The sequence below is a fragment of the Maribacter stanieri genome (assembly GCF_900112245.1).
Lineage (GTDB): Bacteria > Bacteroidota > Bacteroidia > Flavobacteriales > Flavobacteriaceae > Maribacter > Maribacter stanieri.
Genome location: NZ_FOYX01000002.1, coordinates 316,791 through 335,443, shown reverse-complemented (window position 1 = coordinate 335,443; position 18,653 = coordinate 316,791). Strand labels below are relative to the sequence as shown.

The 18,653-nt window shown below is 33.9% G+C and carries 19 protein-coding genes and 1 riboswitch; of the genes, 8 read left to right on the top strand and 11 right to left on the bottom strand.

Annotation, left to right across the window (positions count from 1 at the left end; all coding sequences use genetic code 11):
* Positions 1–13 precede the first annotated feature (13 nt).
* The 3 genes from BM296_RS11970 to gndA are packed head-to-tail and all read right to left on the bottom strand — an operon-like array spanning position 14 to position 2,357.
* Positions 14–352 carry a GIY-YIG nuclease family protein gene (locus BM296_RS11970; RefSeq protein ID WP_091903241.1) on the bottom strand — a complete coding sequence of 113 codons (339 nt, stop codon included), beginning with the start codon at positions 350–352 and terminating at the stop codon, positions 14–16.
* A 57-nt stretch (positions 353–409) separates the two neighbouring features.
* On the bottom strand, positions 410–946 hold the full coding sequence (locus tag BM296_RS11965; protein WP_177214955.1) for a DUF3124 domain-containing protein: 537 nt from the start codon (positions 944–946) through the stop codon (positions 410–412).
* A gap of 10 nt (positions 947–956) precedes the next feature.
* The gene (gene gndA / locus BM296_RS11960) at positions 957–2,357 is read right to left on the bottom strand and encodes an NADP-dependent phosphogluconate dehydrogenase (protein ID WP_091903239.1); all 1,401 of its coding nucleotides are present in this window, start codon (positions 2,355–2,357) and stop codon (positions 957–959) included.
* A 185-nt stretch (positions 2,358–2,542) separates the two neighbouring features.
* Between gndA and zwf the strand changes: the two genes are divergently transcribed.
* Together zwf and pgl are read left to right on the top strand one after the other, a co-directional pair.
* Positions 2,543–4,075, top strand: a complete 1,533-nt coding sequence (gene zwf, locus BM296_RS11955) for a glucose-6-phosphate dehydrogenase (RefSeq protein ID WP_091903238.1) — start codon at positions 2,543–2,545, stop codon at positions 4,073–4,075.
* 34 nt (positions 4,076–4,109) lie between these two features.
* Positions 4,110–4,823, top strand: a complete 714-nt coding sequence (gene pgl / locus BM296_RS11950) for a 6-phosphogluconolactonase (protein WP_091903237.1) — start codon at positions 4,110–4,112, stop codon at positions 4,821–4,823.
* Here pgl and BM296_RS11945 read toward each other — a convergent pair.
* The 6 genes from BM296_RS11945 to BM296_RS11920 form a co-directional block, all read right to left on the bottom strand.
* A complete protein-coding gene (locus BM296_RS11945) occupies positions 4,816–5,361 on the bottom strand; it encodes an acyl-CoA thioesterase (protein WP_027067341.1) in 546 nt (181 codons plus the stop codon). The two genes, pgl and BM296_RS11945, sit on opposite strands and share 8 nt — an antisense overlap.
* A 27-nt stretch (positions 5,362–5,388) precedes the next feature.
* Positions 5,389–5,754 carry a hypothetical protein gene (locus BM296_RS11940; protein WP_027067340.1) on the bottom strand — a complete coding sequence of 122 codons (366 nt, stop codon included), beginning with the start codon at positions 5,752–5,754 and terminating at the stop codon, positions 5,389–5,391.
* 35 nt (positions 5,755–5,789) lie between these two features.
* Complete coding sequence (rmuC, locus tag BM296_RS11935; RefSeq protein WP_091903236.1) at positions 5,790–7,139, bottom strand: DNA recombination protein RmuC; 1,350 nt, start codon at positions 7,137–7,139, stop codon at positions 5,790–5,792.
* A gap of 110 nt (positions 7,140–7,249) precedes the next feature.
* Entirely contained in the window at positions 7,250–7,951 is a 702-nt protein-coding gene (locus BM296_RS11930) for an ABC transporter ATP-binding protein (protein WP_317041540.1), read from the bottom strand.
* Between the two features lie 97 nt (positions 7,952–8,048).
* Complete coding sequence (locus tag BM296_RS11925) at positions 8,049–9,080, bottom strand: FecCD family ABC transporter permease (RefSeq protein ID WP_091903234.1); 1,032 nt, start codon at positions 9,078–9,080, stop codon at positions 8,049–8,051.
* Entirely contained in the window at positions 9,081–10,229 is a 1,149-nt protein-coding gene (locus BM296_RS11920; RefSeq protein WP_091903233.1) for an ABC transporter substrate-binding protein, read from the bottom strand. It abuts the gene before it with no gap.
* 70 nt (positions 10,230–10,299) lie between these two features.
* Positions 10,300–10,556: riboswitch (cobalamin riboswitch) on the top strand.
* Positions 10,557–10,627: 71 nt separating this feature from the next.
* On the opposite strand from BM296_RS11920, the gene BM296_RS11915 reads away from it, so the two are divergent.
* Complete coding sequence (locus tag BM296_RS11915) at positions 10,628–12,502, top strand: TonB-dependent receptor plug domain-containing protein (protein WP_091903232.1); 1,875 nt, start codon at positions 10,628–10,630, stop codon at positions 12,500–12,502.
* A 56-nt stretch (positions 12,503–12,558) separates the two neighbouring features.
* Here BM296_RS11915 and BM296_RS11910 read toward each other — a convergent pair whose 3' ends face one another.
* Together BM296_RS11910 and BM296_RS11905 are read right to left on the bottom strand one after the other, a co-directional pair.
* Positions 12,559–14,028: a GFO_1087 family putative carboxy terminal peptidase gene (locus BM296_RS11910; RefSeq protein ID WP_091903231.1), complete on the bottom strand. Its 1,470-nt coding sequence runs from the start codon at positions 14,026–14,028 to the stop codon at positions 12,559–12,561.
* A gap of 27 nt (positions 14,029–14,055) precedes the next feature.
* Positions 14,056–15,594 carry a GFO_1087 family putative carboxy terminal peptidase gene (locus BM296_RS11905; RefSeq protein ID WP_091903230.1) on the bottom strand — a complete coding sequence of 513 codons (1,539 nt, stop codon included), beginning with the start codon at positions 15,592–15,594 and terminating at the stop codon, positions 14,056–14,058.
* 216 nt (positions 15,595–15,810) lie between these two features.
* Between BM296_RS11905 and BM296_RS11900 the strand changes: the two genes are divergently transcribed.
* The 5 genes from BM296_RS11900 to BM296_RS11880 all read left to right on the top strand — a co-directional run bounded on the left by BM296_RS11900 (position 15,811) and on the right by BM296_RS11880 (position 18,549).
* Positions 15,811–16,320, top strand: a complete 510-nt coding sequence (locus BM296_RS11900) for a GFO_1088 family ECF-type sigma factor (protein WP_091903229.1) — start codon at positions 15,811–15,813, stop codon at positions 16,318–16,320.
* Entirely contained in the window at positions 16,307–16,744 is a 438-nt protein-coding gene (locus BM296_RS11895; RefSeq protein ID WP_091903228.1) for a PG0215 family putative anti-sigma factor, read from the top strand. Before BM296_RS11900 ends, BM296_RS11895 begins: the two co-directional genes overlap by 14 nt.
* A 1-nt stretch (position 16,745) precedes the next feature.
* Complete coding sequence (locus BM296_RS11890; protein WP_027067330.1) at positions 16,746–17,300, top strand: GFO_1090 family protein; 555 nt, start codon at positions 16,746–16,748, stop codon at positions 17,298–17,300.
* 103 nt (positions 17,301–17,403) lie between these two features.
* A complete protein-coding gene (locus BM296_RS11885; protein WP_091903227.1) occupies positions 17,404–17,946 on the top strand; it encodes a GFO_1090 family protein in 543 nt (180 codons plus the stop codon).
* 63 nt (positions 17,947–18,009) lie between these two features.
* Positions 18,010–18,549: a GFO_1091 family lipoprotein gene (locus BM296_RS11880; RefSeq protein ID WP_091903226.1), complete on the top strand. Its 540-nt coding sequence runs from the start codon at positions 18,010–18,012 to the stop codon at positions 18,547–18,549.
* The last annotated feature ends 104 nt before the right edge of the window (positions 18,550–18,653 follow it).

Sequence of the window (18,653 nt, the reverse complement as noted above, 5' to 3'; positions counted from 1 at the left end):
GATAGAGTTTATATTAATTAAACCAAACCGCGTATTTTTTACGTCTAAGTTCAAGAGCCAATTGCTTTTCCATATGCAAAGCATCTGCTCTTGTTTTTATAGGTTCAATATGATTGAAAAGACTGCCACGCAAATACATGCCATATCTATGAACAATTTTTGAAGATAGATTATGACCTTTTTTACTTAAAGCACCAGTTTTATGTTGATCAAATCGTTCTTTGGGTGTCTTACTTGTCATGCCTACATATAGACATTCAAGAACTCCGTTAAATTGCGGATTGGCTTCTCTGAACTTTCTATTTTCAGTGAACACTTTTTTTGATAATTCAATAACGTAAATGGAATACATAATAGACGGTATGAATTAAAGACTTTTTAAATTTCTTAAGGTAATGTATTGAGGTTATTACTCAATAACTTCAATTCCTTCAGTAGTAAATGAAAAGGCTTGAGCTCCCAATCCACCAACCATAACGGCTTGGAATAATGGGTTCAATTGTTTCTTTGAATACCAATCTATCATAAAATTTGCACCACTACCACCAGAGGTATCTTGCTGTTCAATAACGTAATCAATAGATTCCATAGGGGTGAGGTATATAGGGGAGTCAATATAGCTCCTAACCAAATCTCCTTCAGTATTATAGTAATCTATTTTACTTACGAACAAGCTATCTTTTAAACTTGTATTTCTAATGCTTAGCGTAGCTGTTAGCAATGTTCTAGAATCTCTAGTCTGATTATAGATATCCGAATAGATAGGTACGTAAACCTGTCTAACCAGCGAATCTATTAAAATAGCATTTGCCTTTCTGTCTAATGTATGATTATCAAGAACTTCTACAGGAATTTCTTCCGTCGATTTTTCTTTGCAAGACACTATGGTCGTTACAACAATTACTAAAAGGCAAATACTATGTATAACAGTTTTTAATTTTCTCAAATGATGATTTTTAATCTTCCCACTCTGTATGGAAAATACCTTCACGATCTAAACGCTCATAAGTATGTGAACCAAAATAATCTCGTTGCGCCTGAATTAAGTTTAACGGCAATTTGCTAGAGGTATACGCATCAAAATATGTAAGCGAGTTTGACAAACCTGGTAATGGAATTCCATTTTGTGCTCCAAAAGCAACCAATTCTCTAGCTGCACCAACAGTTTCCTTTATTTTACTCACGAAATTTGGAGAAAGTAAAAGATTAGGTAAAGTAGGTTCAGCTTTAAAAGCTTCTGTAATATCAGCTAAAAGACCGGCGCGTATAATACAACCAGCTCTCCATATTTTTGCAATTATAGCAATATCTAAATCATAACCGTATTCTTTAGAAGCATCTGCTAGTTGGTGCAGGCCTTGCGAATATGTTATAATGAAAGAGAAGAATAATGCTTTTTCGGTAAGCTCTTCTAATTTTTCTTTATCCATGTGGGCAACAGATGGTCTATCATAAAGAGCATCGGCTTTAACTCTTTCTTCTTTTAAAGCAGAAAGTTCACGCATGCTAACGGCAACATCAATTGATGGAACGGGAATGCCTAAATCCATCGCATTTTGACTTGTCCATTTACCAGTACCTTTTTGCTTAGCCTTATCTAGAATCTGATCTACTAAACGTCCCTTTACAAGGTCATCTTCTTGCTCAAATATCTCAGAAGTAATTTGAACTAGGAAAGATTGTAATCTTCCAGAATTCCACTTTGCAAAAGTGCTATGTAATTCATCGTTTGTATAATCGCCCCCTCTTTTTAGTACATCATAAATTTCAGAAGTTAACTGCATTAAGCCGTATTCTATACCATTATGTACCATTTTTACATAGTTACCAGCAGATTTTGGACCTAAATAAGCAACACATGGTTCACCATTATATTTAGCGGATACCGCTTCAAAAATTGGTTTAATATGTTCATATGCAGATTTTGAGCCACCAGGCATAATACTTGGGCCTTTACGAGCACCTTTTGCACCACCTGAAACTCCGGCACCAAAAAAGTTAATTGCTCTTTCTTGTAATTGCGCCTCTCTTCTGTCCGTATCTGTAAAGAAAGAGTTACCACCATCAATGATGATATCTCCTTTGTCAATATGTGGTAGTAAAGATTCAATAACCGCATCTACAATTTTACCGGCAGGTACCAATAACATTATTTTACGCGGCTGTTTTAAATTTTTTACGAATGTCTTTATATTGCTAGATGCACTTACTTTATCTAAATCTCCTCCTAAAGTCTTTAAAGCCTCTACTTTTTCCTCATCTAAATCATATCCGTAAGCAGAAAACCCATTATCAGCTACATTAAGAATAAAATTCTGTCCCATTACTCCAAGACCTACTAAACCAAAATCATACATAAATTGATTGTTTTTTAATTAAAAAATACAAAAATGTTACAACACTCTATTTATATGTTGTTAGCAACATAATGTCAATCAAAAATAATTTAAAATATTGACTTTAATTCCAAATTCCGTCTTAAAGAAGACCAATAATGGCTTAGATTTTAAGATATTTGAATAATAAAGAATATCAACCCATAATGAAAAAGACAGAAAATCAAATGCTCGTAATTTTTGGGGCATCTGGAGATTTAACAGCAAGGAAATTAATACCCGCAATTTTCAATTTATATAAAGGCAATGACCTACCTGAAAATTTTGTGGTTCTTGGTGTGAGTAGGAGTGATTTGGGCGATTTGCAATTTAGAAGTAAGGTAGTTCTAGAAAGCCCTTATCTAGAAAAAGAAAGAGAAGAGTTTGACGAGGATTATATTCAAAAATTTGCCGATAAACTTTTTTATGAAGATTTAGGATCAGATTATGACACTTCATATGAGCGTTTAGAAAAAAGGATTTCAGATTTAGATCAAAAATATAATACGAATGGTAATCATATGTTTTACTTGTCTACACCGCCAAGTTTGTATGAGCCTATTGCAAAAAATTTATCTGATCAAGGACTAAATGAAGAGACTACTGGTTGGAGAAGAATTATTGTTGAAAAACCATTTGGTTATAGTTTAGAGTCTGCTAAAGAATTAAACGATGGTTTGCATACCTATTTTAAAGAAGGTCAAATTTTTAGAATAGATCATTATTTAGGAAAGGAAACGGTACAGAATTTACTAGTAACGCGTTTTGCCAACAGTATTTTTGAGCCACTTTGGAATAGGAATTATATACATCATGTAGAGATTACCAATGCAGAAAGTGTAGGTGTTGAGAAAAGAGGAGGTTATTATGATAAGTCTGGTGCTTTAAGAGATATGTTTCAAAGTCATTTATTGCAGATAGTAGCTTTAATTGTGATGGAGCCGCCTTTAAGCGCAGATGCAGAGGAAATTCGTAATGAAAAGTTGAAAGCGTTGAAGTCACTTAAAATAATGACGGATGAGAAAACGCTTTATGACAATACTATAAGAGCACAATATGTATCTTCTAAAATTGATGGTCAAGAGGTAAAAGGTTATAGAGAAGAAGAAGGTGTCGATAATAATTCAACTACAGAAACCTTTGCTGCAATTAAGTTCTTTGTAGATAACTGGCGTTGGGCAGATGTACCGTTCTATGTTAGAACGGCAAAACGTATGCCAACCAAAGTAACTGAGGTTGTTATACACTTTAAAACTCCACATCATCAGATTTTTAAGGAATCGGGTATCAGTAATAAGGATAATAAATTGGTTATTCGTATTCAGCCAGATGAAGGTATATTGATAAAGTTCGGAGTAAAAGTTCCTGGTCAAGGTTTTGAAGTGGAACGTGCCAATATGGATTTTTACTATTCTAGTTTAACGGAAACTAATGTAATGGAAGCTTATGAGCGTCTTTTGCTTGATGCAATGCAAGGCGATGCTACTTTATATGCAAGGGCTGATGAAGTAGAAGCAGCTTGGGCATTTGTTGATCCTATTTTAGAATATTGGAAAAATGGAAAGGATGTTAAAATGTACGGTTATGCAGCCGGAGTTTGGGGACCTGAAAATGCGAATGAGCTTATTGAAGGAGTTGGGGAATGGCGTAACCCTAGTGAGAATTTAGCAGATGAATCTGGTTATTGTGTAATCTGTTAAGTAGGAAGAGGAATAATTAAAGTTTTAAGAAAAGATGGAAGTAAAAGTTTATCAAAATAAAACAAAGGTAGCGGAAGAGTTTTCTAAATACCTTATAGAGAAATCTGCAGACGAGAAGGCTTTTCATATAGCCTTATCTGGTGGTAGTACCCCTAAAATTGTGTTTGATGTTCTGGCGGAGGAATTTGCGGGCGATGTAAATTGGAGAAATATTCATTTGTACTGGGGAGATGAAAGATGTGTAGCACCTGATGATGCGGAAAGTAATTATAAAATGACGGTAGAGCACCTTATCTCTAAGGTAGATATACCAGAGGAAAATATCCACCGTATTAAAGGTGAAGCTGATCCAAAGTTGGAAGCTAAGCGTTATGGTGAATTATTGGAGAAAGAATTGCCTAAAGAGTTGGGATTGCCTCAGTTCGATTTGGTTATTCTTGGTATGGGCGATGATGGTCATACAGCATCAATTTTTCCTCATGAAATAGAGCTTTGGGTTTCACCGGATAATTGTGAAGTTGCAATACACCCAGAATCTGGTCAAAGAAGAGTTTCACTAACGGGCAGAATTATAAATAATGCCAAAACAGTAGCTTTCTTGGTAACAGGAGAAACCAAGGCAGAAAAGGTTAAAATAATTATTGACAGGGAAGAAGGGTATTTAATTTATCCGGCAAGCCATGTTGCACCAAAAACCAAAGATTTAGTTTGGTTTTTAGATGCAGCTGCGGCAAAGCTTCTTACTTAAGCTCAATCTTTATATTTTCAGATTCCAATTCTTTAATATAATCTTCTGAGTTAAAGGTTTTTGATTCAAATTTAGTATCTCTTTCTTGAGCTTCTAATTTGCGGTATTTGCTACGCGCAAATCTTCTAACTCCTTGATCATCAGAGATAATTAGTCCTGGCACGGGAACATTTTTTCCATCTGTTCCCTTAGCTACCATAGTAAAATATGATGAATTACAGTGCTTTTTAGTGCCTGTGGTAATGTTTTCAGATTCTACTCTAACACCAACAACCATAGATGTACGACCAGTATAGTTGATACTTGCTTTTAAGGTCACCAATTCACCTACTTCAATAGGGTTTAAAAAATTTACTCGGTTAACAGATGCAGTTACGCAATATTGTCGCGAATGTTTAGAAGCGCAAGCAAACGCGATCTGATCCATTAAATTCAATATATGTCCACCATGTACTTTGCCTCCAAAATTAGAATGGGAGGGAAGCATCAATTCTGTTATAGAAACTCTAGACTCTCTTACACTTTTAAACTTTTCCATAAGGTCTTTATTTTTTAACGTAAATGTCTATTTTCTAAAATGAGGTGATTGTTCTGGTTGTACTTTGGTAACGAAATATTTTGAATCACCTAACCAAAAAAATGTGGTATAGCGTTCTACATAACTAACTTTTACGTATTGTCCTTGGTATTCTTGCAGTTTTTCTATTACCTCTTTATCCTTGTCTAATACAGAAAATGAGAATATTTGAGCACCAGATATTCCTTGGCTAATTTCACCTTCCCACGTTTTGGCTATAACACCTTTGTGGCTGATTTTTATAAGTTCCCCTGAACGAACACCTTCGCTAAAGGTCACAAAATAGATGAATGCGTAATAGAGCGCACAGATTACTACAACGCTTAATAAAATTAATGAGACTATCTTTTTCATGTGTTTAATTTAATTATATAGTTAATGGTTGTTAATTATAATTCTAATTTAGGTTCTTCTTCAAAATCATCATCATCAATAGCGCGTTTTAAAAGTGATTCAGGTATTGATTTTTTAGCTTTGGCACCCATCTTTTTTAATTTTTCGATACTAGTGATTATGTTGCCACGACCATCTACTAATTTGTTCATTGCGCCGCGATATTGATCTTTAGCATCGTCCATCTTTTTACCAACTTTCATAAGGTCATTTACAAAGCCTTCAAATTTATCATAGAGAGCACCTGCTTGTCGTGCTATTTCAATTGCATTGCGTTGCTGTTTTTCATTATTCCACATACTATCAATAGTGCGTAAGGTAGCAAGAAGTGTGGAGGGAGTTACAATTATAATATTTTGTTCGAAAGCTTTGTTATATAAAGAATTGTCTTGGTTTATGGCAATTGCAAATGCAGGTTCTATAGGAACGAACATGAGTACAAAATCTGGACTTTCCATTTCATATAAATCTTCATACTTCTTCGCTGATAGCTGGTCTACATGTCTTCTAAGAGAGTTTATGTGGTCTTTTAAATACTTCTCTTTAAATTCATCTTCAGCATTTACATAACGCTCATAATCTGTTAAAGATACTTTAGAATCCACCACCATTTTCTTACCGTCAGGTAGGTTGATAATGACATCGGGTAATACTCTACTGCCATCTTCGCGGGTAAAGCTTTGTTGTACGGAATATTCTCTGTCTTTCTCTAATCCAGATTTTTCTAAAACACGTTCAAGAACCAATTCGCCCCAATTACCCTGCATCTTACTATCGCCTTTTAAAGCTTTTGTTAAGTTTTCTGCCTCTTGGGTAATTTTTATATTTTGTGTCTGCAGGTTTAATAACTGCTCTTTTAAGGCGGAATGAATGCTTATGTTTTCTTTTTGACTTTCTTCTACTTTCTTTTCAAAAAGCAAGATTTTCTCATTTAAAGGCGTTAGAATGTTTTTGATGTTCTTTTCGTTTCGCTCTGTAAATTTTAGACTCTTTTCTTCAAGAATTTTATTGGCAAGATTCTCAAATTCTTTGGTAAATTTTTCTTGTAGTTTTTCAACTTCTTCTTTTTGCTCTCTATTCTTTTGTTGTAAGTTTTCTAAATCTGCCTGATAACGTACAATTTGATTGCCAAGGTGTTCTTTTTCAGATTGTAGTTGTAATTTTTGTTTTTCGCTCTCTTTTAAACGCTCTTGAAATACAGATAGGTTATTATGCATTTGTTGCTCGCGCTCTTCTAAAGTACTTTGACGAGATTTCGTTTTTAGAAGCTGAATATAATTGCCAAGAAAATATCCAATGGCAAGGCAAAGGATTCCTATGATTAAGTATATATAGATTTCGTTCATCAGTTAACTAGAGTAATCTGGTAAAGATACTTGATTGATCAGTAAACTCTAAAAGAGCTTATCTGTTTTAATTAACATACTCAATGAATTATATGAAATAGGAATATTCCCTATTTCTTTATTCTGAAAGAACCTGTATTAGCATCAAAGGAAATCATATCAGTAGGGAAGAGGGAGTCAAAGCTTTTATTCGCTATCAGCTTGCAAGGTTCATCAAATGAATTTGTTAGTCCATCTAATATTAACATCTTATCGCATAATTGGATGGCGAGTTCAATTTCGTGACTGGTAAATAGTATAATTTTATTTGTTTCGTGAGCAATTGATTTTAACAGTTTTAATATTTGAACCTTATGATATAAATCTAGATGTGTGGTTGGTTCATCAAGAAGAATTACATCTGTATTTTGTATTAGGGCTCTAGCTACAAGTACACGTTGCAATTGTCCGTCACTTAATTGGAAACATTTTTTTTCTAAAAAAGGTTCTAACTCTAATAATGCAATACTATTGTTAATTATTGATATGTCTTCATTTGTTAGTTTTCCCAACCAATTGGTGTAAGGTTGCCTGCCTAAAGCCAACAATTCATGTACCGATAAATTTTTAGAAGCTATTGGCTCTGTGAGTACAACACTCACTTTTGAAGCTATTTCTAAATCTTCAAAAGAATCTAGCTGCTTACCTTCAACTTCTATAGAACCAGATATTTTGGGTTGAAATCTACCTAGAGTCCGTAATAAAGTTGACTTTCCAATCCCATTAATACCAACTATGGCGGCAAGCTCGCCTTTGTTCAATTTAAAGGATATATTAGAAGCAATGACTTTTTTATCATAGCCAATAGATAAATCTTTAACTTTTAATGTGCTATTTAGATTGAAGTTCTGGATGACTTATAGTTTAATATTAAAATATCATTTTTCTTTTGCGAACCAATAGCCAAATAACTACCGGAGCTCCAAAAATACTTGTTATGGCATTAATAGGTAAAACACTTACTGATCCGGGTAATTGGGCAACGGTATCGCATATTAACATTAAAATTGCTCCACAACACAAAACAGCTGGTATTTGAATTTTGTGGTCAGTTGTGTGAAATAATTGTCTGGTTATATGGGGTACCGCTAGACCTACAAAAGCTATGAGTCCTGCAAAAGCAGTAATGCAACCTGCCAACAAGCCTGTAGCTATAATTATAAGATAACGAGATTTTTGTAATCGAATACCTAAGCTCTTGGCATAGTTTTCTCCTAATAGAAATGCATTAAGTGGTTTAATTGTCATAATACTTAAAAGTATGCCAATAACCGTACAAGAGGCAACAATGAGAATTTGCAACCATGATAGATTTCCTAAGCTACCAAAAGACCAAAAGATATATTGCTGTAATTTTTCAGCTTTAGAGAAGTAAGAAAGTACACTGACTACGGCAGCTGTAATACTGCCAAACATTAAGCCAATAATTAATAGTGCCATAGTGTCCTTTATTTTAGAAGCAACCATTAGCACAAGAGATAAAACTAGAAAACTGCCAATACTAGAGGCTATTGCTAAAGAAATATCGTTAAAAGTAGCGAACGCGAAATAACCAGAAAATAGCGAAGATCCCATAATTATTATTGCAGCACCCAAACTTGCTCCAGAACTAATACCTAAAACATAAGGTCCTGCGAGGGGATTTCTAAATAAGGTCTGCATTAGTAATCCACTAAGGGAAAGTCCGCCGCCCACCAAAATAGCGGTTATAGCTTTTGGTAAGCGGTATTGCCAAATAATATAGGAGTTAGATGAATCTTCTGAAACGATACCAAATAATATTTGAACAGTATCTAGTAAAGAAATAGTTACAGAACCCAAACAAATATTTATAATAAAACATACCAGTAGAACAATAACTAGCAGTGTAAAATGAATGGTATAAGTGGGTGGTTTCAGCAATTATAATAGGGGTTTAAAAAAGAACGGTTCGTAGTTAGGCAGTAATCCAGGGTGCAAAATATAAATTAAATCCTTTAGTACTAGATCTGGTCTTTGTGGTGCAAGCTCATAATATAAGGTGCCGCCAGTTTCTCCTTTCGTATTGGCGGTACTAAACACCTTTCCGTTCTTAAAAGCATCAAACTGTTGGTAATGCTGACTTGATGATTTCATTTCGTCATATGATGCATATTGAGCAGGACCAATCCAATACTCAGCATGTTGGGCAACGTCTAGCACACTCTCCCAGCTTAACGAAAGACTTCCACTTTCATTAGATGTGCTCCAAAGATAATCAGCATTGGCATCACGTAGAAAATTAGCGGCCCAGCTTTTTCCGCCAGGTAAATACCATACATCTTTATATAGAGCTCCGCTAACAACTGTTGGTCGTTTCGTAGCTTTAGCGGCTAATTCTTTAGCTTCTAAATAGGATGCTTCTATTTCTGTAAAAATCAAATTTGCCTCATTTGTTTTATTAAAGAAAGGGGCAAAGAATTTTATCCATTCCGCTTTACCTAAGGGAGTTTCTTCTACCCAATCTCCATTATATACAACAGGAATGTTGGCACGTTGAATAGTTTCGTAAACAGCATTGCTACCATTGATGGAGAAGCCAAAAATAAGTTCTGGTTGTAAAGCTATAACTGCTTCGGTATTTAGGTTTTCGTTGATGCCCAATTCTTGAATTTGACCAGCTTCAATTCGTTTTCTAGTAGCTTTAGATGAGATATATTTTGTGTCTGGAAAACCTACTAATTTATCTAATAACCCTAATTCTTCTAAAGCGGGTATGTGCGTTGTTGAGGTTAATACTATTTTTTCTACAGGTGTGGAAATTATAGCATCGTACTCATTTCTGTTTAAGGATACCTTAGCTTGAATTTCTTTAGGGATTAATGCATAGGTATATGTTTTTTCGGAATTTAACCATGGTGAGAGTACCTTAATTATAGTAATGCCCGATGGTTGTTTTTCTACAGTAAATCCTTTAGCGTATTGTATTGAAATATTACTGGTTGGATTTTTTACAGGAATTGAATCCTTTTTTTCTTGCTTACAGGTACATAATAAAATTAAAAAACTAATAAAAAGTAAGCGTTTGATCATGATTAAATTTCGTCTAGTTTTCAAATGTAGTATTATAAAAGTTTACTTAGAAAGATTAAACTAAATGTTTACTTTCGCCGTGAATTTTGGTTTTCATTGCTTTTTGCGATGAAATTAAAAGGGAATCCAGTGAAAATCTGGAACTGTTCCCGCAACTGTAAGTTGATATTAAACCTATCTATTGGCAAATAGATTTTGTTTAATACTTTTTTTTGAAGGTGCTATTTTCTTCAAAAGCCACTTTGAAATCTGAACCGGTTCAGAAATCATGGGAAGGCAGAATAGCATTTAACAAGTCAGGAGACCTGCCTAATTCAAACAGAAAATGTTAAACTTTCGGGATAAAGGTTTACGTATGGGTACAGACATACTACACTCCCGTTTATGAATTTAAACGAATGAAAAATTATCTTTTGTGGCCTACAGCGGTCACAGTATTATTGTGTGCAAATGTAGGAGCACAGCAAGTGCAAGATTCTACAAAAACGGTACAACTAGATGAAGTTGTAGTCAGTGATTCGCGTTTTCAATTAAAGCGTGAAAACTCAGGTAAAACCATAATTACCATATCGCAACAAGAATTAAAACAAAATCAAGGTCGCTCTGTTGCAGAAATTATCAACACTAAAAGCGGAATTGAAATTAATGGTACCAGAAGTTTTGCTGGTCAAAACCTTTCTACTTATGTAAGAGGAGGGAATAATCGCCAGGTATTGGTTATTATTGATGGTATTCAAGTATCTGACCCATCGGGTACCAGCGCAGAGTACGATTTAAGATTATTAAATACGGATCAAATAGAGAGTATTGAAATTTTAAAAGGAGCAGCAAGTACGCTTTATGGTAACTCTGCTGCAACAGCGGTTATAAATATTACCACCAAAAAAGCATCAAAAGAAGGACTCGCTTTAGATGTAATTTCGAGTATGGGAACTAACCAGACCGAAGCAGATCAAAATTATAACCTTTCTGATTTTTCGAATACTTTAAACTTAACGGCAAAACAAGGTAAACTTTCAGTACTTGCTTCTGGTGGTCATCAATATACAGATGGTTTGTCTGCAGCAATAGGAACAGAATCTGATGAGTTTTCAAGAATTGATGGAAATGTAAAATTAGGATACCGATTCTCTGATCGTTTTGAAATTAATGCATCTGCATTTTATAACAAATTGAATAGTGACTACGATAATGGTTTTCCTATTGAAGATGCAGATTTTCATTTTACCAGTGAACAATCTCGTTTTGGTCTAAGTTCATCTTACGGGTATGAAAATGGAAGTATCAATGTAAATACAGCATTTAATCAAATTGATAGGGTGTTTGAATCTACTTTTCCTGCGAGTTATGACTCGCAATCATACATTGTAGATGTTTTTAATAAGTACACTTTTTCAGAGAACATTCATACCATAGTAGGTTTAAACTATATTGACAATCAGACTTTATTTAGTGAAGAATACGATTCTAATACCGTAGATCCTTATCTGAATGCTGTATATGTAGGTAATCAAGGTATTAATGTAAATGCAGGATTACGTTTAAATAATCATAGCAATTATGGTTCTAACTTTATTTACAATATTAATCCATCGTACAGATTTGATATAAATGATGGATATTTAAAATTTATGGGATCATATGCTACTTCCTATATTGCGCCAAATCTATCGCAATTGTATGGTCCTTTTGGAGCTAATCCAGATTTGAACCCTGAAGAAGATAGTACCTTAGAAGGTGGATTTGAATTTAAAGTTTCTGATGTCTTTATTATTAATGCTATTTATTTTAATAGAACAGAAGATAACAGAATAGCATATGTAACTATTGACCCAAATACATTTGAGAGTCAGTATAGAAATTCAGCCGATACTGCTCATTTTGATGGAGTAGAAGTTGGATTAGATACAGAATTAGCAGAAGGACTTACTTTTGATACGAATTATACCTATACAAATACTAAAGAAGGATTGGCGTTAAGGGTGCCAAAAAGTAAGATAAATGCAACTCTAGGTTATGTTATCAAGGAAGATACATTTGTAGGTTTATCTTATCAATATGTATCGGATAGAACAGATACAGATTTCGCAACCTTTTCAGATGTAACTTTAGATAGCTTTAGTCTGGCTAACTTACAATTGAGACATCAGTTTTGCGCAAATCTAAAAGCATTCTTAGCTGTAGATAATATTTTAAACGAAGAATATACTGAAGTAGTTTCTTTTACTACGAAAGGTAGAAATGTTAGGCTTGGGTTTAAATTAAGTCTTTAACATAAAAAAAGGACAGCCAACAGGCTGTCCTTTTTATTTTAAGTAAAGTGTAAGCTCTAAAACTTTAAGTCATAAACAGTATCGTCAACCATTTTATCACTCATTAGGCTATGCTCTTTAGAACTACTAACAGTATTAATAGGGTATTGAACCGTATAATCACGTTTGCCTGTTTGCCCGGTAATCAATTCAATAGCTTTAGCTAATAACGGCTCGTTTTCTTCCCCTAAAATTCCAAGGTTACTATAATCTTCCAATAACTCATGATCTGGCTGTAAACCACTGGTAAAGTCAAAGAAACCATCTGCATTTTCGTTTCTTCCGATTAAAGGCTGAATAGCCCATTGGTTATCTGGATTGATATCATTTACTCGCGATGGGGTGTATAGGTACGAGTTTTCACGGTCATCTACTAAAGTGGTTGAGAATTCGTTTTTACCTCTCGTTACATTTCCAATCTGGATAACATCCATATACGGCTCTAGGCTATTAATTAACAGCTCACTTGCCGAAGCTGAACTTGAAGAGGTTAGCACGTATAATTTAGTTAAGCCCAAAGAATTTATGGTTTTACCATTTACCTTGTCTGCAAAATAGACTTCTAATTGACTGTCGTTAAACTGATCTTGTAATTTATCATTGTACCTTTTTTTCAAAAATAAATCTGAAGTATTGGTGCCGTAAATCATGCTTGCCAATAGGCGAGTGGTATTAACAGAGCCACCAGGGTTATAACGTAGATCCATTACTAAATTAGTGATACCTGCAGATTTTAAAGCTTCAACGGCAGCGTACAGTTGGTCATCATATTCGTTAGTAAATTGATTGTACATGATGTATCCAATATTTTCTCCACCTATGGTAAAAGATTTAGAGATAAACACTGGGTTCTCTGCTAAACCTTCTTCTTTAGTCAAAACAACTTCCTCTTCGTTAGGTATAATAGTACCATTTGTAAAGTCTGCCATATTTAAAGTATAGGTGTCGTTTTCTCCAAATAGTAACTCAACGTAATTGCTTAGGTTTAATGTTTGACCATCAACACCCGTAAAAAAATCTCCACGTTGAATATCTGTAGTAGCAGCATTGGAATTAGGAACTATATAACGTACAAAACCAAAAAGCTCTTCGCTATCTTGGAAACGAACAAGACCAAATTCTAAGCCATTACTTTTAGAAATACCTGCCAATGAATTGGTAAGCTCTCGATAATCTTCGTTAAAGAAACTGAAACGATCTTGTATGTACTGTAGCTTATTTTCAAAAAAAGCAGCAGGGTCATCTTCAGAATCTAGAAAAGCAGTGTATGCAGCTCTACCTTCTTCGGTATTTTCAAAACGGTCATCAGCTAAATCATCTACATTAGATTGCCAGAAATACCAGAAATTCATGGCTTTCCACATAAAATCTTGTACTTCTACATTTGCAGAGCCATCTGGGTCTACTGTATTAGGTAAGGACAAGTCATCATCCTTAGAACATGAGAATGCAATTGCAGCAACAAATATTATTAATATCTTCTTCATAAATAGGGTAACTGAAATGTTTTAAATTTATTTCTTTTCAGCCAAAGGAATTTTGGTAGATGGAACACTATTATTTAGCAATAAGACTGCATTACGTGGATCATGAAGCTTAGAACTAGAGACTACATTCGCAGGTATTAGTACATCAAAATTGCTTTTTCCACTAACTCCATTAATTTCCTGTATAGCTCTTGCAAATAGAGGCTCATCGGCGTTACCTAAGACTCCTAGATTGGTAACATCTTCAGAAAGTTCAATATCGGGTACTAAACCATCAATATAATCAGAAAAACCAGCACTGTTCTCAACTCTACTTATAATAGGCTGTAATCCCCATTGTACATTTGGGTTGATGTTATCAACATTTTCTGGGCTATATACATTACCGTTCTCTGGATCATCTACAAATAATAGCGATCCTTGATTTTTACCAACAGTTGTACCGCCAATATGAACAACGTTCATATAAGGAGCCAAGCCCACCATAACTAATTCACTTGCAGAAGCGGATCCTTCTGTAGCAATTATGTACACCCTATTTAAATTTAATGTGTTTAAAGGAGCATTGGAATTATCATCGTTGGTTCCTGTAGTACTTACAAAAAAGTTGTCAGTAAAACTGCTTTCAAGCTGAGCTTGTATTTTTGCATTGTATATAGTTTTAAAAAGTAAATCAGACGTATTGGTACCTTTTATCAAACTTGCTAAAACAGCAGCTGTAGAGCCTCTACCGCCTAGATTATATCTTAAATCTAAAACCAAATCATTTACACCTTGAGATACAAAATCGGCAAAAACGGCATTCAATTCATCTTCATTACCAGAGACAAATTGGTTATACATTAAATATCCAATTTTTTTATCCCCTGAAGTAATTACGGTATTAACATGAATAGGGTCTTCTTCAAGACCTTCAGATTTTGTCAAAGTAACTTTTTTAGCACTAGCACTTATACCGCCATCAACAATTTCGGCCATATTTAAAGTGTAAGTATCATTATCGCTAAAAAGTAAATCTAAATTATTGTCTTCTGGATTTTCTCTATTAGAATATAATGTTTGACCATCTACAGCAACAAATAAATCTCCTCTTTTTATATCTTTAGTAGAAGCATCAGAATTTTTAACGATATATTCTACAAAGCCAAATACCTCATCAGAATCAGATATACGACCTAAACCAAATTGTAATCCATTACTTTTAGATACCCCTGCAGAATTATTTACTAATTCAGTATAATCATCGCTATAGAAAGTAAATCGATCTTCTGAAAATAATAGTTTATTCTCTAGTAAAGCAACAGGGTCATCATTCTCGGTAAGGTATTCTTCGTATGCAGTTTGCGTATCAAAACGATCATCTGCCAAATCTGGCACATCACTTTGCCAGAAATACCATAAATTTAGTGTTTGCCAAAAAAAGTTTTGGACTTCAATATCTACGGTAACAGGGGTTTCTTCTTCTGGGTTTTCAATTTCTTCTTCAATGACTTGGCCATCATCATTTTTTTTACAAGAAGTAATAATAAGTCCCAAACAAAGGACGGATAAGAAAAATTTTTTCATAGCTATTTTTTAATTCTTATTAGGTAATTTTCCAGCAATTAGAATCTTCCATATAATTGCGATACTACAATGTCTAAGTAAGTACGTAAATAATTAGTGTTAGGATGTTAAATTTACTTACAAGTGTTTTAATTAAAAATTAATTGTAACAAAAATCGTTGTACATCGTCTTCTTTTTGTAAACCGTTAAGAAAGTTTACAAACAGCCAAACCAAAATGAAACAAACGGAGTTTTTAAATATTGTGTTACCATTTAAGGATAAATTGTTCCGCATGGCCAAAAGGTTATTAGTGTCAACGGAAGAAGCAGAAGATGCAACGCAAGAGATTCTAATAAAATTATGGTCCAAGAAAAACAAAATGGAGTCATATAATAACGTAGAAGCGTTTGCAATGACGATGACCAAGAATTTTTGTTTAGATAGATTAAAATCGAAACAAGCTGGTAATTTAAAATTAGTACATAGTAATTATACAGATTCTAGTACATCGTTACAAAGTGAATTAGAAGCAAAAGATAGCATTAACTGGGTAGAACGTATAATGGCGGAGTTACCGGAGCAGCAAAAAATGGTATTACAATTACGAGATGTTGAGCAATATGAATATGAAGAAATAGAGAAATTATTGGACATGAAACCTACAGCCATACGGGTAGCTTTGTCCAGAGCAAGAAAAACCGTAAGGAAAAAATTAATGGAAAAGCATAATTATGGAATTGCATAAAATAGAAAAATTAATAGAAGAGTATTTTGAAGCTACCACTACGGTAGCCGATGAAGAAATGCTTAAGGCATACTTCTCGCAAGATGATATTGCACCGCATTTAGAGCAATATTCGCCTTTGTTCAATTACTTATCAAAAGCAAAAGAAGAGCGTTTTACAAAGCAGGTGCCATTAAAACCTAGAAGAGACTATTTGAAATGGGTATCCGTTGCTGCGATTGCAATCTTTATGGTAGGGGTCTATTTTTATCAGCCCACACCACCTCCAGTTACTTTAGCAGATGAGTATACACCAGAGGAAATTGAATCTGCAAAAGAGGCGTTAGCCTTATTGGCAATGAATTTTAATAAGGGTACAGAGCAATTGTATCATTTAGAAGAATTTGAAAAAACAACAAATAAATTTTTAACGAAAAATAATTAAAATGAAAAAGATACTAGTATTAACACTTTTAGTGTTAGCCCCTGTAATTATTAATGCTCAAGATATTTTTGAAAAATATGAGGATAATGACAAGGTAACATTTGTGGCTATGCAGCCAAAAATGTTTCAGATGTTGGGTAAAATGAGTGTAAGTTCAGATGATCCAGAAGCCAAGGAATTTTTTGAATTGGTTAATTCTATTACCAGTTTTAAGGTAATAACAACTGATGATGCAGCTATATCTAAAGATGTAGATAGTTGGGTGACAAAAAGGTTGAGCAGCTCTTCTTTTGAAGAACTAATGAGAGTTCGTGATGGTAGCTCTAATGTGAAGTTTTACGTTAAAGAAGGTAAGGATAGTGACCATGTAAAAGAACTATTAATGTTCGTAACCGGTTTAAAAGATAAAGACATAGATATTGATGGTAGAAAACTAGAAACAGTTTTATTATCCTTAACAGGTGATATTAATTTGAGATCAGTATCAAAGTTGACAGACAAAATGGATTTACCAGGTGGTGACCAATTAGGGAAAGCATCTAAAAAAGGGAATTAATCAAAATAAGTAGGCATTGACCCATTAATTTCAATGCAAATAATAATCATCAATTCATCAATCGTAAAGGTCGTAAACGATCAAAGCACTAAAAACAACAATCATGAGAAAAGTAGCAGTAGTAATTTTAATGGCAATTTTACCCGTATTTGGATTTTCACAATCTGTATTTGACAAATACGAGAATATGGATAATGTAGGGTCTGTAATCGTTAATAAAGGAATGATAGACCTAGTTTCCAAATTTGGAGAAATGAGTGATGATGCAGATGCGCAAGAGTTTATGGAGGTGGCTAGCGGATTAAAAAACATAAAAGTGTTTATGACCGAAGATGCCTCGGTTTCTGCAGACATGATGTCAACGGTAAAGAAATACCTGAAATCTTCTAAATTAGAAGAGCTTATGCGTGTAAAGGACAAAGATGTTAATGTAAAGTTTTATGTAAAAGATGGCTCAAAGAAAGACCATGTATCAGAATTATTAATGTTTGTTAGTGGTTTGAATAATGTGGAGATAGGAGACCATGGTAGAAAACTTGAAACCGTATTGGTCAGTTTAACCGGTGATATCGATTTAAATAAAATTGGTACGTTGACAAGTAAAATGGATTTGCCAAGTGATTTAAATAAAGCTTCGGGTAAATAATAAGTATAATACAAAAGGTCTTCCTTGATATAGGAAGACCTTTTCTAGTTTAAAAAGCACATTATGAAAAAGGTATATTTTATTATTACGTTGGTATTAGTTTTTGCGGTTTCGTCCTGTTCATCAGAACAGAGTATACAGCAGTATTATATTGCTAGTGCCGAGAACCCAAATTTTATGTCTTTTGATTTACCTTCTAGTCTTTTGAATTTGGAGAAAGCTAATTTGAGTGAATCAGAGATGGAGGTGGCATCATCTCTTAAAAAGTTGAATATTTTGGCATTTCAGAAAAAGCCTGAAAATGAAGCTGATTATCAAGCTCAAAAAGCAACAATCAAATCAATTTTAAAAAGTTCTGATTACAGCGAGCTTATGAAAATGAATACATCCATGGGTAAAGCTACCATACAATTAAAAGGTGATGACGACACTATTGATGAAGTAATCATATTTGGAGATAATGATGAAAAAGGATTAATTCTCGTTCGTGTATTGGGAGATAATATGAACCCTGCAAGTTTTGTACAATTAATACAGGCAATGGAAAAGTCTGATTTTGATGGTAAAGGATTGGAACAACTTGGAAATTTAATTAAAGGTTAAGTTTAAACGCTAAATATATTAAATACAGCCCGTTACATAATTGTAACGGGTTTTTTATTTTTTCTAGTTGATGTTTACATCTATTTTTATTGTGACCTTTCAAT